Here is a 25,047-nt window from a genome sequence, read left to right as displayed (position 1 = left end):
TGATTATACTATTTTCTGACGTGAAAAGTAACCCTAAAATGTCAAATTGCTTGCACTTCCATCCAAAGAATGATACAATACTACTTGCATAATCGCGGAAAAAGAGTATTTTTAGGAGGGTTCGTCGTGAATTTAGGATTGACAATAATGCTTATTGTATTAATTGTTCTAATTATTTTGCTGGCCGTACTCTATTTCTTTGGTAAGAAAGCCGAGAAAAAGCAGGCTGCCCAGCGCGAACAGTTGGATGCTGTAGCGCAGACCGTACATATGCTTGTTATTGATAAAGGAAAGATGAAATTAAGGGATGCCGGATTCCCTTCTGTCGTAGTCGAGAATACACCAAAGTATTTAAGACGCACCAAGGTTCCGGTAGTAAAAGCAAAGGTCGGCCCCAGAGTGATGACACTGATGTGTGATGCACAGGTCTTCCCACTGATTCCTGTTAAGAAAGAAGTGAAAGCAGTGATCAGCGGTATATATATCACCAGTGTAAAGGGTGTCCGTGGTTCACTTGAAACGCCGCAAAAGAAGAAGGGATTCTTCTCTAGGTTTAAAAAAGAAGGAAAGTAAACATAATAACCGCAGTATTCTGATGTTTTCCAGAAACTGCGGTTATTTTCTGATAATGGGTTGCAAAAGGGACAGACCCTTTTGCAAAGGGGACAGACCCCTATGAAAAAGGATACGCCCCCTTCGCATGAATCTTCATCCTAAGGGTACAGTCTGCCATTGGTTCATGATTAATATCAAGCTCATAGGCAATACTGACGCCAATATTATCATCTGCGACATTGACCTTCATATCTCTTGTATTCACACCGACCAGCATCTGGCCATACGGGGTCTCATAATATGTGAGATTCTTCTTATTTTTTTCAAATACCATGCGGGTATTAGTTAATCCTGTCTTTACAATCTCCAGACTATCAGATCCTGTAATTTTAATCCTATTTTTGATTGTCCCAGCCATCCCCTCCACTACTTCATCATAAACCACATAATGCTTTCCATTCTTGCAGTAATAATTGGCTGGGGTGACAACTTCTATGGCTTCCCTCTCATCTTCTGTATAACTGGGCGCCATTTCCGCATGCAGTCCGGATATACTGATTAATACATCCTTTGTCATTATTTTCACCTAATATTCTTCAATATTCACCACATTTGTCTGTGATATGTCAAACGGCATAACCGTATTAGCAAATCTTCGGAACTTTTCTGCAGCGTCACTGACGTAAAACTCATAATGGCTAAAGGGATATGTCCCCCCGTCATTTTCCATATTATGACTGGCAAGCAGCTTTTTCAGATCCATAGCCGTCTCATAGGCAGGATTGACAATTTGGATTCTCTCCCCCATATAGGCCCTGATCTTAGAACGCAGCAGAGGATAGTGGGTACACCCCAGTATCATTGCATCAATCTCCGAGTTCTTCATAGATTCCAGATAGTAATCTATAATTTCCTGTGTTACATTATGCTCTTTAAATCCCTCTTCCACAAGAGGCACAAATAAAGGACAGGCTTTCTCTATCACCTCAATATCAGGATTCATCCCTTTAATGATCTTGGTATATACGCCACTTTGTACTGTGGCGTCTGTACCTACCACACCTACCTTTAAATTTTGTGTCGCCTCCACGGCTGCCCTTGCGCCGGGAATGACAACGCCTAAAATAGGAATGCCAAATTCATCCCTGACTGTTTCTAAAGCAAGGGCGCTTGCAGTATTACAGGCAATCACGATAGCCTTCACCTGTTTCGTTTTCAGAAATCGGATAATCTGCTCTGAAAAACGGATAATCGTATGCTGGGACTTACTCCCGTATGGAACGCGGGCAGTATCCCCAAAATATACAATATTCTCTTCTGGAAGCTGTCTGGCCATCTCACGTACCACTGTCAGTCCGCCCACTCCAGAATCGAATACACCTATGGGAGCCTTCTTTTTACTTTCCATACTCAATCTGCCTGTCTCCTAAATTGCTAATATCTTTGCTATATCATATTGATGGGAAGGAATCTCCTTCTTCATAGAAAGCGCTTCTTCGATACTATAGTCAACAAAACATCCATTCTTATAGCCTACCACACGGTTTGATTTCCCTGAACAAAGAATTTCAACAGCCATGGCCCCCATAGTAGACGCATATACCCTGTCCTTACATGTAGGACTTCCGCCTCTCTGCATGTGTCCCAAGATAGTAGCCCGGGTCTCAATCCCGGTAGCTTCCTCGATTCTTTTGGCCATATTAATAGAATCTCCCACACCTTCTGCATTAATAATAATATAATTTTTCTTTCCGCGCTTTTTGTTAGCCATAATGTCTGCAATCAGAGCCGCCTCGTCATAATCATGTTCTTCCGGCATTAATATACGCTCCGCACCATTAGCAATACCACACCAAAGGGCCAAATACCCCGCATCGCGGCCCATAACTTCGATGATACTGCATCTCTCATGGGACGTAGACGTATCACGCACTTTGTCAATGGCCTCCATTGCTGTATTCACAGCCGTGTCAAAACCTATGGTATAATCCGTACAGGCAATATCCAAGTCGATCGTGCCTGGCAGGCCTACTGTATTCACGCCCAGGTGTGACAGCTTCTGCGCCCCGGCAAAGGAACCGTCACCCCCAATCACTACAAGGCCGTCGATTCCATATTTCTTACAGATAGCTGCGGCTTTTTGCTGTCCATCCTCTGTCCTCATGGCCTGGCAGCGCGCTGTCTGAAGAATCGTCCCTCCCCGCTGAATTGTATCAGATACATCACGGGCAGATAAGTCAATGATTTCCTCTTTCAGCAATCCATGGTAGCCTCTCCTGATGCCACGGACTTTCAACCCTTTAGAAAGTGCAGTCCTTGTCACGGCACGGATTGCTGCGTTCATTCCCGGGGCATCCCCGCCGCTGGTAAGTACTCCGATTGTACGTATGCTATCTTCAATCTCATCCAAAATCATTTCTTTTTCGCTTAATTTCTTCTCTGCCATTTTTATATCCACCTTTCCATACTTATTGAACTGCTATTGTTCAATAAGGAATGATTAACTACTGTACCAAAAAATTGCTTATTTTTTAACACTTTGGATATTATTCTAAACTATTTATATATGGTTTTCAATAGATTTTTCTACCACTTTTACGCGCTTTTCACCAAAATGATTCATCAATCTGCTCAATATCTGGGGTGTGACACTGACATTTCTATTCCGGGGCAGCCTTTTAACCGCCCTCTCCTCCTGGCAATAGATTACCACCTGATCCTCCCCCTCTGAATCAGCCAGGTATCCATAGACAATCTGCTCATTCTCCAAAAATGCAGCTTTGTCAGGAAACTGAATCCACAGTTCTTTCTTCATCTGTTCAAAGGGTATTATTTTTTCACAAATAAGTTTGCTTGCCCTCTCATCCTCCTCAGATACCCTGCCTTTAATAAATACTTTATTGTCTGTCTCCAATAAGGCACGGTTATTTTCGAAGTCTCTTGGAAATACAACAACCTCCACTGTCCCCAGCAAATCCTCCACTGTCAGAAAAGCCATCATTTGATTTGTCCTGGTATGTTTAACGGTCTTGTCCACGATCATGCCCCCAATAATTTCTCTGGCCCCGTCATGCACCTTAGTCCTGCCAGTCTCTTCATCAGGCTGGAAGTCTGCTGTAGTCACAGAGATAGATTTTCTCCATTTCTCTTCATACTCATCCAGGGGATGCCCGCTAATATAAATCCCCAGCACTTCCTTCTCAAAAGCAAGAAGGTTTTCTTTCGTATATTCTCCCACATCAGGCAGTTTAATCTCAAATTCCTTCTTCTGCTCCTCGTCCACCATATCAAACAATGTCATCTGGCCAGTCATGGCATACTTCTTTTCCTGGTTCACATGATCCATTATCTGAATATAAATACTCATAAACTGCTTTCTCGTCCCATCCAGCCCGTCCAGTGCGCCTGACTTGATAAAGCTCTCTATGACTCTTTTATTGAGGACTTCCTTCAGCAAGAGCCTGCTTATGAAATCCTCCAGGTTTTTAAAGGGACCAAATTCTTCCCTGTCAGCCACAATCGCCTCAATGACCGGTCTGCCAACACTTTTGATAGCTGCCAACCCATATCTGATGTTGCCTCCGTCCACTGAAAAGTCCGCTTCCCCACAATTGATGTCGGGAGGCAGTATTTTAATATCCATCTGTCGGCAGCTGTAAATATATTCTGCCACCTTAGGCGGATTTTCAATCACCGATGTCATCAAGGCAGCCATAAATTCTACAGGATAGTAATATTTCAGATAGGCAGTCTGATAAGCCACCACTGCATAGGCGGCAGCGTGGGATTTATTAAACGCATACTTTGCAAAATCTATCATCTCATCATAGATTTTATTGGCCAGCTCCTCGCTTATGCCATTTGCTATACACCCAGGTACGCCATTCTCCTCATCGCCGTACACAAAGACCTGCCGCTCTTTTTGCATCACATCCCCCTTTTTCTTGGACATGGCACGGCGCAAAAGATCACTTCTCCCCAAAGTATACCCTGCCAGGTCACGCACAATCTGCATAACCTGCTCCTGGTAAACGATACAGCCATAGGTTGGCGACAATATAGGTTCCAGCTGAGGGCAGTCATAGGACACTGCACCTGCTTCGTTCTTACCTTTAATGTATTGTGGTATAAAATCCATGGGGCCCGGACGATATAAAGAGATCCCGGCAATAATATCCTCCAGACTATGGGGTTTCAGCTCCTTCATAAAACTTTTCATGCCCGCACTCTCTACCTGAAAAATGCCGTCTGTCCTGCCAGTCCCCACATAGTCCAGTACATTTTTGTCATCATAATCCACTTTATCTATATCCAGGTCAGGGGTTTTCTTTTTGGCCATCTCCACAGCATTATGAATGACAGTCAATGTACGCAGTCCCAAAAAGTCCATCTTTAAAAGTCCCAGTTCTTCCAAGGTAGTCATTGTAAACTGTGTCGTCACTGAGCCGTCTGACGCACGGGAAAGGGGAACATACTCGTCCACAGATTTTTGGCTGATCACCACACCTGCAGCGTGCATAGAGCTGTGGCGCGGAAGTCCCTCAAGTCTCTTTGACATATCGATCAGATATTTAACCTGCTCGTCGCTTTCATAAGTCCTGCGCAGCTCTGGGTTCATCTTCAAAGCTTTATCTATTGTGATATTTAACTCAGTAGGGATCATTTTGGCTATTGTATCCACAAAAGCATAGGGCAGATCCATTACCCGGCCCACATCACGGATTACACCTCTGGCTGCCAGTGTACCAAACGTGACGATCTGTACAACCCGGTCCTTCCCATACTTTCGGACCACATAGTCAATGACTTCCTGTCGTCTTTCATAGCAGAAATCTATATCAATATCCGGCATTGACACACGCTCAGGGTTTAGAAAACGCTCGAACAGAAGCTGATACCTGATGGGATCTATATTGGTGATTTCCAGACAATAGGACACGATACTCCCCGCCGCAGAACCCCTGCCAGGCCCTACCGGTATGCCGTGATCTCTTGCATATTTAATAAAATCCCAAACAATCAGGAAGTAATCCACATATCCCATACTGTGGATTATTTCCAGCTCATATTTCAGCCGTTCTCTCAGCTCCTCTGATGGATTTTCATAACGTCTGTCTAACCCTTCAAAGCAGAGCTTATTCAAATACTCCCAGGAATCCATATTTCCCGGCACATCATACTTTGGCAGCTTCGTGACACCAAACTCAATCTCCACATCACACCGGTCGGCAATCTTCTGTGTATTCTCAAGGGCCTGCAGGGCATAGGGAAAAAGCTCCGCCATCTCTTCCGGGGATTTCACATAATATTGGCCGCCCTCGTAACGCATACGGTTCTCATCCTCAAGCTTTTTCCCGGTCTGTATACAGAGCAGGATGTCGTGAGGCTTCTCATCCTCTGCATATGTGTAGTGCACATCATTGGTGACTACTAAATCGATATCCAGCTCCGTTGACATACCCAGCAGTTTCTGATTAACAAGAGACTGTTCAGGTATGCCATGATCCTGAAGTTCAAGGAAAAAATTCCCTTTTCCAAATATTTCCTGGTATTCAAGGGCAGATTTCTTCGCCTCCTCGTAGAGTCCTTTCGATAAATACCTCTGTACTTCTCCTGCAAGGCATGCACTCAGCGCAATAATCCCTTCATGATATTCCTGCAGTACAGCCTTATCAACACGGGGTTTATAATAGTATCCCTCCACAAATCCTTTGGAAACAATCTTCATAAGATTCGCATACCCCTTATTATTCTCTGCCAGCAGGACGAGATGATAATAACGATCCTCCCCTCCGCTTACTTCTCTGTCAAACCGGGAATTAGGAGCCACATAAACTTCGCACCCCAGTATTGGCTTAATGCCCTGCCGCTTTGCCTCCCGGTAAAAATCAATCACGCCATACATCACCCCGTGATCTGTAATAGCTGCGCTGTCCATCCCTAGTTCCTTTACCCTGGCCACATATTCTTTTATCTTATTAGATCCATCCAGAAGGCTATATTCTGTATGGACATGTAAATGTGCAAATCCCATCTTCCACTCCTGCTGTTCTATTAAAAAAGGGCGGTCCCCGCCGGGGAACTACCCTTATGCCTGCTTCTTATGTTAAATTGCCTGGCAGCACCTTGCCTCTGCCTATTGGCCGCCGTTAATCATAAAATGAATCAGCTTATCTGTATCTTCTTTTTCATAGGCAATGATCTCCAGCTCAGGAATCTCACCATTAGAAAAAATATTTGCCATGGAAACATACTGAGAAAGCTTAGACTTCAAATTCAGCCTGTCACCCTCGCCTGTCACTAGTTCTACTCTTCCTACACAGGAATCTACTACTTTAAAAAATGCTTCTATGTCTGTTATATTCTGTACTTTCATCTCTCTTTAACTCTCCTTTCAATCGTCTACTGCTTTCTCCCTCATTATACCGCATTTTAACTGGATTGCAAGATTTTTCAACGAATTCGGATGCTTTTTTCTAAAATCTGAATCTTGCCTCCCTTAAGCAGGCGTCCCACCCCTCGCTTAAAGGCTGCTTTGCTCATACCAAATTCGTCCTTGATCTTCTCTGGCTCAGTTTTATCCGTAAATGGCATCTCACCGCCATACTCTTCAAGCACTTCCCATATGTGCCGGGCATCCTTCTCCATTTGGTCAGGTATCTTATCCTTTATGCTTAAGTCCAGTTTTCCATCCTCTTTCACAGCAGTAACTCTCGCCTCTATCTCACATCCGGGACGGAGAGTCCCGACCACATCCTTTTTGGGGATTAAGGCTGAATACTGTTCATCCACTGCCACAAAAATACCAAACTCCTGGCTGGTATCATATACAATCCCAGTGACCCTGTCATCTTTCTTGTACGGCGAGTCTGTCCTCAGCAGATGGTACACCTTCATCGTGGCACAGAGACGGCTGCTCTTGTCAATATAAAGAGAAACAAGACATTTATCACCCTTCTTTACCTTTACCGTCTGTTCTTTAAACGGAAGAAACAGATCCTTTTCCAGTCCCCAATCCAGAAAAGCGCCCACCTTACCTATATCTGCCACTTCTAAGACTGCCAGCTGCCCCATGACGATCTTAGGTTCATTAGTAGTGGCAATCAGCCGGTCAGAAGAATCTCTATAAAGGAACACTTCCAGAGGGTCACCGATTTCTATATCCGGGGGCACTTGTTTCTTTGGAAGCAGTACACGCTCTTTATCACTTCCCAGATAAACGCCAAAATCTACTTTTTTTACGACTGTCAAAGACTGCTTTTCCCCTAATTTCATACCATATTTCTCCTTTTCTGATCTCAGATACTTGTAAGTATACCCCGAATGTCAAGATTTGGCAAACAGAAGCCGAAGTCCCCGGTGCAGGCATACGGGGCATCCAACTGGCAACAATGCAGGCATCGGGGTATTTCCTCACGGCAGCCGCCAACTGGACATGTAAACATGCCCGCTTGGCTCGTTACCCACAGGAATAAATGTTGGGCAGTCCTGCCAGCTCTCTATTGTCTGCTGCCCAAATATTTATTCAAAATTTGTTCCAGGCGGCCAAAATCTATTGGTTTTGAGATATGTGCATTCATGCCGGCATTCATCGCCTGGTTGACGTCCTCCACAAAAGCGTCTGCTGTCATTGCCACTATCGGCATATCTTTGACATCTGTACGGCTCAGTCCCCGGATAGCCGCAGCAGCCTCATATCCGTTGAGCACCGGCATCTGTATGTCCATAAATATAAGGTCATAATATCCTTCCACGGAACCGCCTACTTTATCAACGGCCTCCCTCCCATTTACAGCCCATTCCACCTGGACTCCGCTTATCTTTAATATTTCTCCCGCTATCTCGGCATTCACCTCATTATCTTCCACAAGCAGCACACGTTTGCCAGTAAAATCCGCCCCGCCCCCAAAAACAGAATCAACTTCCTCTTGCTCTTCTTCTATATGCAAAAATTCTTTGAAACTCCTGATCAGGCGGCTTTTAAACAGTGGTTTTGCAATAAATTTATCTACTCCTGCATCGCGGGCCTCCTCCTCTATATCTGACCAGTCATATGCTGAAATAATAATAATCGGCACATCTGCGCCAACAGTCCTCCTGATTTCTCTGGCAGCCTGCAGTCCATTCATTTCGGGCATCTGCCAGTCCAGAATCACAGCAAAGTAATCCTCGCCTCTGTGGTGCCGCCTGCTTACCTTTTCCACAGCTTCCCGCCCCGACAGGCACCACTCTCCTTTCATGCCAATATCCTCAAGAATAATGCAGGCGCTCTCGCAGGTAATCTCATCGTCATCCACAACAAGTACAGGCAGATCTATCAGTTCCTCTATTTTTTCCCGGCGCTGTTCCTGAAGTTTTAAATGAATTGTCACTGTAAACCTGGACCCTTCATTGATTCTGGATACAACCTGGATATCCCCGCCCATCATCCGTATGATATTCCGGGTAATCGTCATTCCCAAGCCGGTTCCTGTCACCTGCCCTATCCGGCTGTCCTGGGCCCTTGTGAAAGGTTCAAACAAAACTGCCTGAAATTCCTCCGTCATTCCAATGCCATTGTCCTCAAAAATAAATTCATATTCCCCATACCCTGAACGGCCCATTGCTTTCTCAGTAATATGGACATTGATATTTCCTCCATCCGGCGTATATTTTACCGCATTCGTGATCAAGTTCACAAATACCTGCTGTATGCGCAAGCTGTCCCCAATCACCCATTCATGGGAAAGCTCGCCTAAGCTGACCTGTAGATTGTGTCCGTGCTGGTTCATCTGGGGGAGCACCATGGTAATCATGTTATCAATTAAATCTGCAATATTAAATTCTTCCTCCTGCAGCTCCACCTTCCCTGACTCAATTTTACTCATATCCAGGACTTCATTAATCAGGGAAAGTAAGTGTTTAGATGCCACTGTGATCTTATTTAAACACTCCCTGACCCTCTCGTGGTTATCTATATATGTCCCGGCAATGGCCGTCATACCTATAATGGCATTCATAGGGGTCCTGATATCATGGCTCATTCTGGACAGAAATTCCGTCTTTGCTGTATTTGCCGACTCAGCATAATTATATGCCTCTCTCATAGCTTCCTGCTGTTTCAGCTTTTCGGTCTGGAATTGATCGATATCAAGATGATACATAATCACTTTAGACGGGATTCCCTTGTTATATTCCACTGCCTGATAGATATTTTTACGCCATTTATATGTACCGCTCTTTATCATGTACTCCAGTTCAATCCTGCGTTCTTTTGACAGGGTTTCGCGGAGATTATGGATGCTGCCTGCGTTCTGGAAAAAGTCCTGATAATCCGGCGCCGCAATCTCCCTGGCCAGCCAATCATTCATCCTGCTGTAGCATCCCCTCTCTGGAAACTCTGCGCCAAATAACTCTCTATTCAGGGTAAGCACTGTATAAGTATCCTGCTCTATGTCTAACTCAATAATTCCAAGATATTCGTCTTTCAGGCTATTGAGCACACGTTCCAGCTTGCGCTGTGCCACTTCTCTCTCTTTTAACTCAGTAATGTCCGTGATGGAACCTTTGACAGCACAAGGGCGGCCCTCATTTTTCAATACGATTCCACTCAGGCCGTACCAGCGGAGCTCTTCTGTCTCCCAATTATATAATCGGACCTGTATTGGCTGCTCCGCCCCTCTTTCCAAAAAATCCCTCATAATCGGAATATCGCTCTCAGGACATAACCCTTTTTCATTGAGCATCTTTCTATAGCCGGCATAGCTATATGTATTTTTACCGCCATCCTCACTGCTGCCTATAATATTAAGAATATCATGGTCGATATCATATTCAAAATCAAATCTGTCCGACTGATACAGCATCTTCTGATAACGTTCCTGCTCCATATCCTTTATATACCGCTCTGTTATATTTCGGTACACTCCCACGGCAGTCCCTGTTGCCTTTCCACTTTTATCAAAAATGGAACGCAGATTCAGCTCAAAAACGGTCTCTGTACCCCCAACCGGAATCAGTTTTACAATCCCTTTTGCCTCCTTTGCCCCTTTCATCACGGCTTCATGGATCCGTATATACTCACTCTTCGTATCCTCAGATACAATTCCCAGCTTTACCATCTCATAGGGGACTCCTGTCTGCACAGTATCTACCTTGAATGACTGGGCCGTCCTCTCATCCACAAAAATCGTCTGTTTTTTTATGTCATAAGTAAAAACCAGGCTTCCGCTTTCTTCGGCTGCAATCTGAAACGCTTTCATAGTACTATACAATTTCTCATTGGTTTCCTGAAGCAATGCATATGCTTTTTGGAGTTCTTTTAGGTTCTGCTCTCCCATCTCTGCCATGCCACCTCCCAGCATTATCTTATCTTATTCTTGTATTCCCGAGGACAGCCTATTCACTTTAATTCTATTACTGCATATGGTTTCTGTTCTTTGTCACACAGCTCTATGACAGTCCTATCCTTCTCCAAAGCCGCTCTGGGATAGATCATGTCCCCATAGACCGCCGATTTTTTATACTCTACCCGGAGTTGATGCACAAAGGTATCACCCGGAAGGAGCTCCAGCGCCATCTGCACATACTGGCAGTTATTAACATGCTCATTTGTATCAATATGGCTCTTCTGTACTGGAAATGGTGAAAGTCCCTCCCCATGGCCGGAAATTTTTATCTTCCTGCCTTCATAGTCCATTTCCAGAGGAGGCTCCAGTCCATATGGCAGAATATCTTCCTCACTTGGCCTGACAGGCCTCCCCTTTTGTATATCCATAAATACCCAGATTGAATTAGCGCAGGCCACCTGCAGGCCAGTCCCATCTTTCATTAGGAAATTACGTTCTCCATACAGTCCCTTAAATCCGGTGGCAAATGTGCCTACTGTAATTTTCTCGCCCAGAGCCGGGAATCTGTCCACCACCACCTGCCAATAAGATAAAAGCCACGCTCTTCTTCTCTCCTTCAGCACATGCAGTCCTAGGCCAATATCCTCGGACTGAAATGTGCTGCAGTCCTGAAAATAATTAATCAATCCAGGAAGTGTCAAAGTCCCTCGATGGTCAACTTCACTGTACCTTACTCTGCTGTCAAATGAATACATATTTTTTCCTTCTTTCTCTGTACCCGTATTCTGGATGCATATCAAATGGCATCTGAACTATTGTTTTTTCCTGATATGTAACTGTGCTCCACAGTGATAATGCACTGATACCTGGAGTCCACATTCTTTAGCCGGGTTTCCAGCTCCTTCCTCAGGTCCTCTTTATGTGCCTCTTCATACTCAATCGGCACTACCATATCAAATATTAAATTTATCTTTTCTTCCCCCTCCACAATTCTCAAATCATGTATACTGCAGTTCTCATCTGTCTTTTGCATTTCTCTAATCACAAGCTCATGTACCCTCAAAATCTCTTCATTCTCCATCTCAATGGGATCCATATGGACAACCAAGAAAATCCCAAGCTGCTCCACTGCATCTCTTTCAATCCGGTCAACTATTTCGTGAGAAATTTCTATACTGACATCATTCGGCACCTCAGCATGGATCGATGCCATGCTCCTGTTAGGGCCATAATTATGGACAAGCAGATCATGAGTCCCCTCAATCCCCTCGTATTTTTCCACGAACTGCTTGATCCTTATATAAAGGTCTGGATCTATGGCCTCACCCAGCAAGGGTTCCAGAGTATCCTTTGCGATTTCCACCCCTGTCCACATGACCGCGAGGGCTACTCCTACCCCTATAATCCCGTCAATGTTAATGCCTGTCACAAGATAAAAGATAAGAGAAAGAATTGTTGCGCCTGTAGTGATGACATCCCCCATAGAATCAGTAAAAACAGCCATCATAACTTTTGAGTCAATCCTCCTGCCCAATTTCCTGTTAAACAGGCCCAGCCACAGCTTAAGTCCAATGGATAGAGCCAAAATAATAACAGAAACAAGCTGAAAGTTCAATTCTTCCGGCGTCCTGATTTTAGCCAGTGAATCTTTCAAAAAGGTAAATCCCACCTCAAGGACAAGAAAAGAAACTATCAGGGCCGCTATGTACTCCATCCTGCCATGGCCGAAAGGGTGCTCCTCATCTGCCGGCTTCCCTGCCAGTTTCACGCCAACAAAACTGATGACAGAAGAGCCTGCGTCTGAAAGGTTATTAAATGCATCTGCGGTGACGGATACACTGTGTATAATCAATCCCACAGCAAATTTTACAGCAAATAAAAAAACATTGCAAAAGATGCCTACTACACTGGCCAATACTCCGTAGGCCGTACGTACAGACACCTTTTCCACATCCTGATAATTTTTTACAAAAGATTTCACCAAAAATTCAGTCATTTTTCCTCCGTTCGTAAACCGGCTTTGGGAATGCCCCTCTCTTTATCCATTGATCTTAGTTATTTAAATTGTTCCAAAAAGTACCATTTTATTTTAAAGTCAGACTCCGCGGTTATTTGGGAATACTCTTCTTCTGTCAGCACACTTTTTAGTTCTTCCTTTCCCTCTTCGGGTACTACTGCATTTACTGTATCCAGGAAACACAGGTTTGGATATAAAACGCACCACCAGTTATGGCCTTTTGCCGCACCAATCTCGATTCTCAGCGCTTCATAATTTCCTGCTGGGAAAGTCACGTCCCCATATGTCTTTTCTGGAAAGTAGCAGGTGGTCACAGCAGCGCTGACCGGATAATCCATTCCAGACCCGGCAATCACTTGGCTGGCCATCCTCTCCAATTCATCGGTGTGCAGGCGCATCCACTCCTTGGTGCCGTCAGCATCTAACCCATCTGGCAGGTTAGCCTCCAAATATTCTAGCACCTGCTCTTTTACTTCCATCTTAAGGGACTGATCCTCCTCGCTGTCACTGTTAGCCAGTATATGGAACCTTAAGACCTCCTGGGCCAGATGCTCCTGTGTTTTTGCCTCTGCACTTACATCTACACGCCATGTAATAAAAGCAGTTAAAATTGCGGCAATTATTAGAGCAAGAATAACAATAATCTGATTTGCATACCTTATCGGACGGAGTCCGCCCGCCCCTTGGGGGCATGTACTAAGGGACGCCCCCCGGGAAAGCTTTGCCGGACATATCAGTGGCCGCCTTCCCTCAGATGCATATGTTTCGGCATATTTCTGTGTATGTTTTTTTCTATATATTCTGTTCATATGTAACTCCTTCCATTTAGTTGATATAAGGAGTATGGACAGAATTTTCAGAATTATACAACAATGGCTGACAAAGGGGACAGTCCCTTTTGCAAAAGGGACTGTCCCCTTTGTCCTCACCTATTCTTCCTTCTGGCGCAATATATCAATAACCGCCGCCACCTGATTATCTATGTGCTGGCTTGTAATGCTGGCAGCCTTATCCCTTTCCCCGTTCTCAATTGCGCGTATAATATCCTGATGTTCTGCTAACAGCTTAGGATGGCACTCTTTCTGTTTAAGATATTCCACACGGTAACGGTACATTTGTTCCCGTAGGTTATTGAGCAGTTGTATCAGGCGGCCATTATCTGTTGCAAAATAAATTATATCATGAAACGCCACATCAGCTTCCGCAATTTTTGTAATATCATCACTATTCAGAACTATCTGAAATTCTTTCGCAGCTTTCTTTAAGTTCTGTATCCCTTCTTTATTAATACGGTCACAGGCCAGCCGGACTGCAAGCTCTTCTAATGCGCTTCTGACCTCCAAAACATCACGGAGGTTTTTTTCTGTAATTTCTGCGACCTCCGCCCCTTTCCTTGGAATCATTAACACAAGGCCTTCCAGCTCCAATTTACGGATTGCCTCTCGGATAGGGGTACGGCTTACTCCCAGCTTATTGGCAAGCTGTATCTCCATCAGCCTCTCCCCCGGCTTAAGCTCGCCTCTTAATATAGCTTGTCTTAGAGTATTAAAGACAACATCCCTCAGGGGAAGATATTCATTCATCGTAACTTCGAATTTAGGCTCCATTCTCGTTCCTCCTCACACTGTGTACATTAGTCACATACACTTGCTTTGCCAGTGCTTTCTCCCTTATCTTGTCCTGTGCTGCCCTGGCCTCTGCCTTCCCCTCGAACAAGCCAAATACCGTGGGGCCACTGCCGCTCATTATAGCATTAACTGCCCCGGCTGCCTTCATCTCCTTCTTGATTTCCTCTATCACCGGATGCATAGGGATAGTTACAGACTCCAGGACATTCCCCATAGCGGCTGCCACCTCCCTCAGGCTTCCTCTTTTCAACCCCTCCACCAGTCTGCCAATGTCCGGGTGCTCTAAAATCTCCCTGGCATCTAAGGCCTCGTACACAATTTTTGTGGAAACACTGACAGGAGGTTTCGCCACCAACACTGTACATTTAGGCATTGGAGGAAGTACTGTCAATTCCTCGCCAATTCCCTCCGCCAGCACGGTTCCACGCATAATACAGTAGGGGACATCTGCCCCTAGTTTAACCCCTCTCTCCATCAAAGATTTTTGTGAAAGTCCCAACCCAAACATACGGTTCATCCCGAACAGGACGGCCGCCGCGTCTGAGCTGCCGCCTGCCAGGCCTGCCGCCACCGGGATATGCTTATCCAGAGTAATCCTGACCCCCTCTGTTAACCCAAATTCTTCGATCAGCATATTAGCCGCTTTATATGCAATATTATTTTTATCTACAGGAAGAAAATACAGATTTGTCTGCAGCTCAATCCCTGGCTTCTCTATCCGTTCGATCCTCACATCATCATGCAGATAAATGGACTGCATGACCATTCTTACATCATGATACCCGTTTTCTCTTTGGCCAAGCACATCAAGTCCCAGATTGATTTTGGCCAGTGCCTTTAGCTCTATCTGTTTCATCCGGTGTCCTCCAATTGTATCTTGTATACATTATTCTTATAGTATACTCATGTTTTCTTTGAAAATCAACAACTTATCCCCAGGTTTTATCGTATCTGACTCCATAGCATTTACTTCTTTAATCCCTTCCACCGTTGTCATATAATTCTTTGCCAGATTCCAGATCTCGTCTCCTTCTTTTACAATATATCCTACGATACCAGGCCTGTTTTCCATCTCTTCCATGGAGATCGGTGAAAGTTCCACATCTGTTATGACCTGCATATTTACTGGCCTGCGCATAAATGTATCAAATGCCAGAACCGCCTTTACTTCTACCGCCTCGCTTCCCGCCAGGCTGACAGAGAGCTGCTCGACATGGTAGGAAGTATTATACCTTACATCCTCCGATATGCCCGGGCATTCCAAAAGATAGGAAAAGGGTACCATCCCCTGCCAGCTTCCAAAAGGCATGGCGTCATCTGCTTTTAAATACAGGAAGGAGATATGCAGGATACCTTCGATCTGAATCCCCCCCTCAGCTATCTCCATATGTTCTATTTGAATACTCCCATCACTGTGGCATATCTGAAGGACATCATCCTTTAATTCAGGGAGGGACAATCGTTCAGATACCTTACATTTAGAATAGTTCTGTATTAACAGCTCTTCATACACCGCTTCCCTTGTCTCAAACCCACAGTTTTGCTCCAGAGAGTACATATCCTCCAGCAGTTCGATCTCTTCCTCCTCATAAATATTCATTCTTAAGTTCAGCGTCCCCTCTATTCCGAGAACCCGCATCTCCCCGTCCTCATCCATACGGATATCCACCAGGGTGTCCTCCAGGTTATTATGCACATAGTAATACATGCCCTCGTCCACGCCGCCACACTCGATCCTGCCCTCGTACGGAACACTCTGCTCTAACCAGTCAGTTTTTCCGTCTTCTGATAAATACATACAAAATACAAGCAGCTCCCCTTTCAGCTGCATCTCGTCCTGTCCCAGCCGGATTTCCATCTTCCTGCTGCTGACATCTGTGAGAAGCAGCTGGCCGATACTTTCTTTAGTTCCAGGTAGGGTTATTTCTTCTTTAATACGGTAGGTATCCTTTTTTGTGGTATGCAGTTCAAGCAGATTTACATTCTTCATTTTTTTATAAATCTGTACCGGGCCGTCCACATCCACCGTCGTCTCTTCATCCTCCAGTTTTTCCCTTCCTATTTCCATTTCAACCATAACGCGGATACTTAATTTTCTGGAATGTACGAGGGTAGAAGAAAACTCAACTCGGATATTTTGTATAAAATAGGTTTCCATTTCCCCGCCATCAGTATACACCATTTCCTCAAATGGGATTTTCCCCTCCAGCACTGCTGGCTGCGGTTCTCCTGACGCTGTAACATATAATATCTGAAAATATAATTTTCCGGAAATACGTATGTAATTTTCTACCAATTTAATATCTTCAATTTTTACATGTCCGCTCCCCTGAATTATTTGCTGTACGTCATCTTTGGCGTCTGGTACATTATAATCCTCATCCAAATAAAACTGATCAAATGTCCGTTTTCCCTCCTGCGTATAATGCACCTGCTTTTTAATTAATTCCATATACATCCTCCTCTAATCAAACACAACATTTTTATCAATATATTCCAGCTTCACTACCACATACGGATAGGTGATTGTATCTTTTGTTTGTTCCCCTTTTTCGGGCCCCAGTAGATTCGTATGTATATAAACAGCATTTTCTGTTTCATAAAGTCCAGCTACCTCCACACTGTACCCACTTTTTGGCTGAGGGCCATAGCCTTCTGCGATGTACATATACCCCTGGTCACAAAAAGTCAGTTTAAAAGGCATCTCCCTGTTCTCTGTGATCGCGGCCTTTAGTTCATCCGGCACTTTTTCTTTATCCATGACCGTAAATTCCAAGTCCCGTATTTTCTCAGTTTTCTGGGGACGCGAGACACATCCTGTCAGCATCAGTACGATTAAAAGGCCTGCCAGATATAATATTTTTTTCCCCATGTCCTGTACCCGCGGTATATTCTCTCTATTATTTTATTATGCCGGCTGTGGGAATATGCCCCACATCCCCTGTTTTATAGTGCGTGGACGGCCTGATGGAAATCCCCCCTGTCTTTAGTATGTCATATACCGTCAAATATAAGAATAAAAGACACAAGACATAGTAGATTAACAAAATGGGAATTATAGATAAATATAGTCTTTAACAGATTTGTTTTTTGTTGATAACCTCTTAATTGGCCAACTTATTCAACTGTACACGATAGCGCTCATATAAAAATGTTTTGATTTCAAAATACTATTTTATATGGCGATTCCTGTCTTGTCTTTTTTATATTGCTTTAGTATAATTAAAAACAGTCATTTCTAAACTATAATACTGTCCAGAATATACATTGTGACATTACAAAAATGCCCTGTATGCCTGCCACAATGCATATGCCGACATACTTTCTGCTTTAAAAATATTAATAGAAAAGAGGATTCCGTCTGATGGCCAGATTTATCTGTATTGTAATTTTTCTCGTTTTATTTTTAATACTTTCTATCCCTGTCTTTTTTATTGAATGGATAATTGGTAAATTTAACAGAGAAAAAAGGGATTATAGCTCCCTTCGGATAGTGCAGTGGGGATTTCGGATGATTTTGAAAGTAACAAGAGTTGAGGTTACTGTGATCGGTGAAGAGAACATACCCGATGAGGCTGTACTTTTTATCGGCAACCACCGAAGTTTCTTTGATATATTGCTGACATATACACGCTGTAAAAGACTGACTGGGTATGTGGCCAAAAAAGAAATGGAGCATATTCCCCTTTTATCCACCTGGATGCGTTATCTGTACTGTCTTTTCCTGGACAGAGAAAATCCTAAAGAAGGATTGAAAACAATCCTGCAGGCTATTGAATATATTAAAAAAGGAATTTCTATCTGTATTTTCCCTGAAGGAACCAGAAATACAGGGGAAGAATTAAGTATGCTTCCTTTTAAGGACGGCGCATTTAAGATTGCCACAAAGACAAACTGCGCAATTATCCCTATATCAATGAATAATACCTGCGCGATCTTTGAACGCCAGTTTCCTAAAATCAGAAAAGTACATGTGGTCATTGAATATGGCAGCCCCATTTATCCCAATGAACTGGGAAAAGAAGAAAAAAAACATATCGGAAACTATGTACAGGGCATTATTCAAGAAACAATTCAAAAAAATGCACCACTTGTTTAATTTTGATATATACAGCACAGCAAACCTGTGAAGAAATAAGGATTATTCAGAATATTCTGACTTTGGAGTTCAAAGGGGACAGTCCCTTTTGCAAAAGGGACTGTCCCCTTTTAAACTATATTATAAATTCCCCGTCTTTCATTACAAGTATATCGTCTAAATAAAGTGTGGGTTTCAGGATAATTCCATCCATATGGCACTCAGCCTTATTAGTTCCTCCAAAGGAAGTATTCGTCCCAAACGCAATGTGTACTGTTCCGTAGACCTTTTCATCCTCCAGGATAATCCCATTTAAGATGGCAGCTTCATTTGTACCTATACCCAGCTCGCATAGAGTTCCATTTGCCTTATTTTTAAGGAGAATGTCCAGATTCTCACTTTTTTCTCCGGTCACCGAACACAGTCTGCCCTTCGAGATTACCATGTGCAGGGGAGATTTAAGTTTCCCTATACCTACCATGGATCCATCGATTATCATTTCACCGTCAGAACCATCTTCCAGCGGGGCAATATATGCCTCTCCAGAAGGCAGATTCCCACATTTTCCCGGCTCTTTATATACCCCCGGACTGGGAACACCATTCCTGCCTTTTAATGAGATATTCAGCAACTTTCCATTTTTTTCTATCCGTGCCCTATCTGCGGCTGTGAGCATGTCAGTCATCTTATCTGTCAGCTCCTCCACTTTTGCATAATCAGCAGTCATGGCCCCCTGGCTGAACATTTCCCTTGTAATTCCAGGCATTGTAGCTACTCTTGTCCCAGCGGCGGCAGCCTGGATCCTGGCATTTGTATGTGTCAGCGACTTGGCTGTAGGTGCGATCACAATGTCCGCACCCTTCATTGCTTCTGCCACAGCTCTAGGAGGTTCTTCACCACTTAGCTCCCTCTCCTTCATAGTCAGAAGCATCCCCTCACATCCCAGATTTTTAGCCGCCTCGTATAGAGCCTTCCCTATTTCCACCCTAGTATCATCTGTTACAATCAAGACAGACTCATTTTCTTTTGCATCCAGACATGCCGTCAAGACCCCTTCAGCTATTTTAACTAATCTAACCATATATTTATCCCTTCTTCCCGATATCCGTCATCTCAGAAACAACTCTCGCCAGCAATGTCCTGGGCAGAACCACCAGCTTACCTGTTTTTCTTATAAATAATTCCTTCATTTTCTGTGTATATCCAATACAGTCGAGTACGATCAAGTCAGCGCCCAGCTTTTTAGCCTCCTCTGCGGCCTGCTCCAGAGCCTCCCAATCCCCGTAAGGAGATGCCGCAATTGCCTTGACGTTTCTCACATGTTCCTTCCATTTCTTTTCTGACTGTTCTATCTGAAGGGGTGACGGTGTCATACAAATGATATCCGACGCCTTGCTCATTAAAGGAACCAGCCTGTCCAAAATCTCGCAAGGATAAATCAGTGGAATATTATGGGCAGTAAGAGTCTTGGGGAAACTGCCGGTACAGAACATCATAATAAGCCTGCACCCCTCTGCCTCCATCCTGTCTACAGCTTCTTGAAGCCTAGGCAGAATATATTTCTCAGCAAATGTAACAGAACTGCCATCGTTTAATCTTGAGACAAGTACATAATCCCCCTCTTGGGGCGCAAATTTCTCAATCTCTTCTCTCGTCAGACCATCCAATCCCCCGGCCTGGATAAGCTCTGCATTTCCATTAAATATATCCATAATATCTGCTGTCACGTCCACTCTTGGAGATTGGCCGATTGTAATTGCACCTATTTTCATACGAAATACCTCCTGTATTTACGGGACAAGTGTACCCTGCTTTACTCCTGCCCCAGAGTCTGAAGATGCTTCATGGGGCCGTACAGCTTCTGTATTCTCTCATATTCATCTTCATCATAAAACTGACACTTCCCACGTCCAAATGCCTTTGCCACCTCCAGCATAAACCGGGCGGCCTCCTCCACATCCGCTGCATGGCTTCCCCCAGTTGCACACCCGGGCACCATCGTTTCTGCCGTGATCGCAACCCCCACCACCGGCGCGTTTGTGGCAGTGCATGGCTGCAGTACACTGTTCAGATGATGCAGGTCATTTCCATAGGGAGTGATGTCCTGTGTTGCCAGCGGGAATACAAAAGGAAGCTTCCCCGTAGTAATCTGCATCAGATCGAGCAAATCCTCGGATGTCCTGAGAATATAGCCTTCCTTGACAGTAGGTGAAATAGCAAATCCCCTTGTGTTAATCACCCTGTTTCCTTTGGTTGTGTCTACAGAAAGGATTGCATCCAATTCATCTGACACCTCTTCTTTATTTACCTGGGACATTTCCACCGGAGAACCCATAAATGGGACTGGATCATGGGGGGCGGTAGGTGCATCCGGACAAATATGCGTAGAGATAAATACATCCCCATCTAAAACATCCCCCTTATTCTGCATATCCAGAAGCTTTGCCGCAAGGGCTACTGCTGCAAGGGCGCCATCTCCATCAGACACAAAGCCAATGCGCTCCGGCCGTGCGCCTATCCCCCCCAGGCGCCCCAAAAGTCCGATAGTAGGCGCGCTGCCCCCTTTCGTCTTCCCATTGCTGCCGGGAATGCGTACCTTGAGCATATCTGTTGACCCTTTAGGCCCTTGCAGCTCATAAACCGTAATATCTGCATCCGGCTGGATTGTGCGGAGGTACTCCTCCACCGTTTCCCCCGTCACATAACTGCTGTCCAATACATCGTACGCCTCGATAATCTGCTTCATTAACATAGTTTTACTTCTCCTCTCTTTTCCAATACCTTATTTTATTCAAAGCTGCTTTCCCCATATAGTACAGCGACTTTCTCAGCAGTCCCTTAGGCGGCTTTTAAAAGCCATGTCTCATACCGGCAGACGCATACTTTAAACTCTCACTATCTGAAACTGCCCTACAAATATTCGTCTCAGCAAATAGGTTTTCAATGGCACATACCTAATATATCGCTGGGCAGGACCCATCTGTGCGGCTCCGCCCAAAGGATTTTATCATATACCTGAACCCTTATATCATAAGCCAAAGACCCCGATGCAAGCATACGGGGCATCAAACTAGCGGCGATGCAAGCATCGGGGTATTAGACCCTCGCGGCGGCCAAATAGACATGCAAACATGTCCCTTAGCTCGTTGCCTGGGGGAGTAAAATCAATGCAAGCTCAAACAAACAGCTCGCATTGGCTTTGTTGTCAGTATAGCATATCAAAAAAGTAAAGTCCTCATTCACTACTGCCGAATTGACAAGGTCTATTTTATGCACCATGCACAATTGCGTCTTTTACAATCCTCCCATACCTGGCCAAATCCGGGAACATACCTAAGGGGTATACCCAAAGGGCACCCCATAAAGTATGCCCCAAAGGGGCGGGCGGACTCCGTCCGATAAGGTATCTCAGAACTCACACCCCACCGCTTGCCAATGGCTTGAAGGTGCAGTAAACCAGAAACCCAGCTGCAAGCATACGGGGCCGAAACTGGGACGCCAGAGCGTGCACAATAAGTGGGACTGCCAGTAATTGAAATACTGCAAACAAAAATACTGACCGGTATTTCCACACTCCCTTCTCTCTTTCAAACTCAATTTATTACATTTGTGCTTTATATCGAATGAGAAGCACAGTGAGGTATGGATGGATAACACCGCCGTTTTTTCCTTTCTGCCTTTGTATCACGAAATTCATCCTGTTTTCTTTTACTTTTTTTTTACATGTGCTATACTACCTTCAATGGATTAGGAAACCTTTTAGCAGAAGAACAACTGGCTGTAAGCTAAGTTTTAATAAGGAGAATATTATGAGTGTGCAGAATCTTACATTACTGACTGACCTGTACGAGCTTACAATGATGCAGGGATACTTTGAAACTCAGGAAAATGAAACCGTTGTCTTTGATGTATTCTTCCGTGAGAATCCAAATAAAGGAGGCTATTCCATCATGGCCGGCCTTGAACAGGTGATCGAATACATTAAGAACCTTAACTTTTCATATGAGGATGTGGACTATTTAAGAGGCCTGGGTATATTCAGTGAAGATTTTCTCCACTATCTGAGCGGCTTCCACTTCAGCGGAAGCATTTATGCCATTCCAGAGGGGACTGTTATATTCCCAAAAGAACCTCTTGTGAAGGTCATTGCCCCCATCATGGAGGCTCAGCTTATTGAGACTGCAATTTTAAATATTATAAACCATCAGTCCCTCATTGCCACTAAGACATCCCGCATTGTATTTGCAGCACAGGGCGATGGAATTATGGAGTTCGGCCTGCGCCGGGCCCAGGGTCCGGATGCAGGGCTTTATGGGGCCAGGGCTGCCATGATTGGCGGATGCGTAGGTACATCTAACGTGCTGGCCGGTAAACTCTTTAATGTCCCGGTTATGGGAACGCATGCACATAGCTGGATTATGAGTTTTAAGGATGAATATACAGCATTCCGGGAATATGCACGGCTTTACCCCGATTCCTGTACCCTCCTGGTGGACACCTACGATACCCTGAAATCCGGTGTGCCTAATGCAATCCGGGTATTCAGTGAAATGCGCAGTGAGGGCAAACACCCCAAATCCTACGGTATACGCCTGGACAGCGGAGACCTTTCTTATCTCTCCAAAAAAGCCCGTAAAATGCTGGATGATGCTGGTTTTACAGATGCTGTGATTGCCGCCTCAAATGATTTGGACGAGCTTTTGATACATGACCTTAAAATGCAGGGCGCTGCCATCGGCTCCTGGGGCGTGGGCACGAACCTAATCACCTCCAAAGACTGCCCGTCTTTTGGCGGCGTCTATAAACTGGCAGCCATACAAAATAGTGCAGGTGAATTCGTCCCCAAAATTAAAATTTCAGAAAACACAGAAAAAATTACGAATCCCGGCAACAAGACAATCTACCGTGTATATGATAAAGAAACTGGAAAGATACGTGCAGATTTAATCTGTTTTGCCAATGAGTCTTATGACACCTGCGAGGAGCTTCTGCTCTTTGACCCAAATGCGACCTGGAAAAAGACAAGGCTCCCGGGTGGGACTTATACAATGCGTGAGATTTTGAAGCCTGTATTTATTCATGGAGAATGCGTATATGATTCCCCTTCTGTAATGGAGATTGCCGAATATTGTAAACAGGAAAAAGAGACTCTCTGGGATGAGACAAAGCGTCTGTTTTACCCTCACCCCATATATGTAGATTTATCGCAAAAGCTTTACGATACAAAAGCTGCCCTGCTGGATGAATTAAGCCGATAGCTTCCCTGCCAAAGAATAGGCCCGGCACAGGGGCCGGGGAATTCCAATCTATGCCCTCACACGCAGAAGGGCGCTAACATATCCAACAAGATTTATGAATGAAAAGGAGATTTTAGAAAATGAGAATCATAGTTTTAGCTGGAGGACTCAGCACTGAACGCGACGTATCTTTATCCTCCAGCGCAGGCATATGCCAGACATTACTGGAAAAGGGTCATGACGCATTTCTGCTGGATGTCTTTTACGGATACCCATATGATCCAGATAGACTTGAAGAAATCTTTACCCTGCCCGGCCATGGCCTGGAGATTGCAGGAAATATTACTACCGCCGAACCTGATATTGATGCCGTAAAGGCATCCCGGCCCGACCAGTCTGACTGCTTCCTTGGGCCCAATGTCATTGAGCTCTGCCGTATGGCTGATATTACGTTCCTGGGACTTCACGGAGGAGAGGGAGAAAACGGGAAATTACAGGCTACCTTCGACCTGCTTGGCATCAGATACACAGGGCCTGATTCTTTAGGCTGCGCCGTTGCCATGGACAAAGGCTTCACGAAACAAATATTCCAGCAGTCCAAGGTGGACACCCCGGCAGGAACCAGCCTCCATAAGTCTGCCCCAGATAAAAACCTGGAGACTCTGGGCCTGAAACTCCCACTGGTGGTCAAACCATGCTCTGGCGGCTCCAGCATTGGCGTCTTTATTGTTAAAACCGAAGAAGAATATGATACGGCACTGGAGCGTTCTTTTAAATACGAAGATGAAGTCGTCATAGAGTCCTATATCCAGGGGCGCGAGTTTGCATGCGGCATTATAGGTGGAAAGGCCCTGCCCCCCATCGAAATCATCCCTAAAACAGGATTTTTTGACTATGCCAACAAATATCAGGACGGTGCAACTGCAGAAGTATGCCCGGCCGATATCAGCGAAGAGATTTCCGAGCGTATGAAAGAACTGACTGTTAAAGCATACCATGCCTTAAAGCTAAACGTATACGGCCGTGCAGACTTTATTCTGGACAGTCACGAAAATCTTTATTGCCTGGAGATCAACACTCTTCCAGGCATGACTGCTGCCAGCCTTCTCCCTAAAGAGGCTAAAGCAGCTGGAATAGAATACGGCGACCTGTGTGAACTTATTATAAAGGAATCACTGGAAGCGAGATATCAATAAAGGACGGT

21 protein-coding genes are annotated in these 25,047 nt (G+C 44.6%); 4 read left to right on the top strand and 17 right to left on the bottom strand.

The window, feature by feature from the left end; translation table 11 throughout:
* Positions 1 to 147: 147 nt before the first annotated feature.
* A complete protein-coding gene (locus tag EFA47_RS01050) occupies positions 148 to 573 on the top strand; it encodes a hypothetical protein (RefSeq protein WP_408631202.1) in 426 nt (141 codons plus the stop codon).
* Positions 574 to 673: 100 nt separating this feature from the next.
* Here the strand turns inward: EFA47_RS01050 and EFA47_RS01045 are convergent, their stop codons facing one another.
* The 14 genes from EFA47_RS01045 to EFA47_RS00980 form a co-directional block, all read right to left on the bottom strand.
* Positions 674 to 1,132, bottom strand: coding sequence for a DUF1934 domain-containing protein (locus EFA47_RS01045; protein ID WP_122641622.1), 459 nt, complete (start codon positions 1,130 to 1,132; stop codon positions 674 to 676).
* 9 nt (positions 1,133 to 1,141) lie between these two features.
* Positions 1,142 to 1,963 (bottom strand): glutamate racemase, encoded by an 822-nt coding sequence (gene murI / locus EFA47_RS01040; RefSeq protein ID WP_206215503.1) that lies wholly within the window; start codon positions 1,961 to 1,963, stop codon positions 1,142 to 1,144.
* A gap of 18 nt (positions 1,964 to 1,981) precedes the next feature.
* Complete coding sequence (pfkA, locus tag EFA47_RS01035) at positions 1,982 to 3,001, bottom strand: 6-phosphofructokinase (protein WP_122641620.1); 1,020 nt, start codon at positions 2,999 to 3,001, stop codon at positions 1,982 to 1,984.
* A gap of 114 nt (positions 3,002 to 3,115) precedes the next feature.
* Positions 3,116 to 6,589, bottom strand: a complete 3,474-nt coding sequence (locus tag EFA47_RS01030; RefSeq protein ID WP_122641619.1) for a DNA polymerase III subunit alpha — start codon at positions 6,587 to 6,589, stop codon at positions 3,116 to 3,118.
* A gap of 102 nt (positions 6,590 to 6,691) precedes the next feature.
* Positions 6,692 to 6,931, bottom strand: coding sequence for a polya polymerase (locus EFA47_RS01025; RefSeq protein WP_122641618.1), 240 nt, complete (start codon positions 6,929 to 6,931; stop codon positions 6,692 to 6,694).
* Between the two features lie 77 nt (positions 6,932 to 7,008).
* A complete protein-coding gene (locus tag EFA47_RS01020) occupies positions 7,009 to 7,830 on the bottom strand; it encodes a CvfB family protein (protein WP_122641617.1) in 822 nt (273 codons plus the stop codon).
* Between the two features lie 224 nt (positions 7,831 to 8,054).
* The gene (locus EFA47_RS01015; protein ID WP_164689898.1) at positions 8,055 to 10,883 is read right to left on the bottom strand and encodes a PAS domain-containing hybrid sensor histidine kinase/response regulator; all 2,829 of its coding nucleotides are present in this window, start codon (positions 10,881 to 10,883) and stop codon (positions 8,055 to 8,057) included.
* A 53-nt stretch (positions 10,884 to 10,936) separates the two neighbouring features.
* Positions 10,937 to 11,638 carry an acyl-[acyl-carrier-protein] thioesterase gene (locus tag EFA47_RS01010; RefSeq protein WP_122644351.1) on the bottom strand — a complete coding sequence of 234 codons (702 nt, stop codon included), beginning with the start codon at positions 11,636 to 11,638 and terminating at the stop codon, positions 10,937 to 10,939.
* A 41-nt stretch (positions 11,639 to 11,679) separates the two neighbouring features.
* Positions 11,680 to 12,879, bottom strand: a complete 1,200-nt coding sequence (locus EFA47_RS01005; protein WP_122641615.1) for a cation diffusion facilitator family transporter — start codon at positions 12,877 to 12,879, stop codon at positions 11,680 to 11,682.
* 59 nt (positions 12,880 to 12,938) lie between these two features.
* Positions 12,939 to 13,709: a stage II sporulation protein R gene (gene spoIIR, locus EFA47_RS01000; RefSeq protein ID WP_122644350.1), complete on the bottom strand. Its 771-nt coding sequence runs from the start codon at positions 13,707 to 13,709 to the stop codon at positions 12,939 to 12,941.
* A 120-nt stretch (positions 13,710 to 13,829) separates the two neighbouring features.
* Positions 13,830 to 14,507 carry a GntR family transcriptional regulator gene (locus EFA47_RS00995; RefSeq protein ID WP_122641614.1) on the bottom strand — a complete coding sequence of 226 codons (678 nt, stop codon included), beginning with the start codon at positions 14,505 to 14,507 and terminating at the stop codon, positions 13,830 to 13,832.
* Positions 14,497 to 15,384, bottom strand: coding sequence for a 4-(cytidine 5'-diphospho)-2-C-methyl-D-erythritol kinase (gene ispE, locus EFA47_RS00990; protein ID WP_122641613.1), 888 nt, complete (start codon positions 15,382 to 15,384; stop codon positions 14,497 to 14,499). The genes EFA47_RS00995 and ispE overlap by 11 nt, the downstream gene beginning before the upstream one ends.
* A gap of 36 nt (positions 15,385 to 15,420) precedes the next feature.
* A complete protein-coding gene (locus EFA47_RS00985; RefSeq protein WP_122641612.1) occupies positions 15,421 to 16,980 on the bottom strand; it encodes a DUF3794 and LysM peptidoglycan-binding domain-containing protein in 1,560 nt (519 codons plus the stop codon).
* A 12-nt stretch (positions 16,981 to 16,992) separates the two neighbouring features.
* On the bottom strand, positions 16,993 to 17,400 hold the full coding sequence (locus EFA47_RS00980; protein WP_122641611.1) for a protease complex subunit PrcB family protein: 408 nt from the start codon (positions 17,398 to 17,400) through the stop codon (positions 16,993 to 16,995).
* Positions 17,401 to 17,892: 492 nt separating this feature from the next.
* Here EFA47_RS00980 and EFA47_RS00975 point away from each other — a divergent pair, with 492 nt between their 5' ends.
* On the top strand, positions 17,893 to 18,627 hold the full coding sequence (locus EFA47_RS00975; RefSeq protein ID WP_122641610.1) for a lysophospholipid acyltransferase family protein: 735 nt from the start codon (positions 17,893 to 17,895) through the stop codon (positions 18,625 to 18,627).
* A 115-nt stretch (positions 18,628 to 18,742) separates the two neighbouring features.
* On the opposite strand, the gene EFA47_RS00970 is transcribed toward EFA47_RS00975, so the two are convergent.
* Genes EFA47_RS00970 through EFA47_RS00960 form a run of 3 tightly spaced genes read right to left on the bottom strand, consistent with a single transcriptional unit; the run spans position 18,743 to position 21,358 of the window.
* Complete coding sequence (locus EFA47_RS00970; RefSeq protein WP_122641609.1) at positions 18,743 to 19,687, bottom strand: aminopeptidase; 945 nt, start codon at positions 19,685 to 19,687, stop codon at positions 18,743 to 18,745.
* Between the two features lie 4 nt (positions 19,688 to 19,691).
* The gene (locus EFA47_RS00965; RefSeq protein WP_122641608.1) at positions 19,692 to 20,378 is read right to left on the bottom strand and encodes an AroM family protein; all 687 of its coding nucleotides are present in this window, start codon (positions 20,376 to 20,378) and stop codon (positions 19,692 to 19,694) included.
* A gap of 41 nt (positions 20,379 to 20,419) precedes the next feature.
* The gene (locus EFA47_RS00960) at positions 20,420 to 21,358 is read right to left on the bottom strand and encodes a DUF1177 domain-containing protein (protein ID WP_122641607.1); all 939 of its coding nucleotides are present in this window, start codon (positions 21,356 to 21,358) and stop codon (positions 20,420 to 20,422) included.
* A 1,057-nt stretch (positions 21,359 to 22,415) separates the two neighbouring features.
* Between EFA47_RS00960 and EFA47_RS00955 the strand changes: the two genes are divergently transcribed.
* Both EFA47_RS00955 and EFA47_RS00950 read left to right on the top strand, forming a co-directional pair.
* Positions 22,416 to 23,864: a nicotinate phosphoribosyltransferase gene (locus EFA47_RS00955; protein ID WP_122641606.1), complete on the top strand. Its 1,449-nt coding sequence runs from the start codon at positions 22,416 to 22,418 to the stop codon at positions 23,862 to 23,864.
* Positions 23,865 to 23,983: 119 nt separating this feature from the next.
* Positions 23,984 to 25,039 (top strand): D-alanine--D-alanine ligase family protein, encoded by a 1,056-nt coding sequence (locus tag EFA47_RS00950; protein WP_122641605.1) that lies wholly within the window; start codon positions 23,984 to 23,986, stop codon positions 25,037 to 25,039.
* The last annotated feature ends 8 nt before the right edge of the window (positions 25,040 to 25,047 follow it).

It is taken from the genome of Luxibacter massiliensis, assembly GCF_900604355.1.
Taxonomy (GTDB): Bacteria; Bacillota; Clostridia; order Lachnospirales; family Lachnospiraceae; genus Luxibacter; species Luxibacter massiliensis.
The sequence above is the reverse complement of the archived record's forward strand: the minus strand, read 5'-3'. Positions and strand labels throughout refer to the sequence as shown.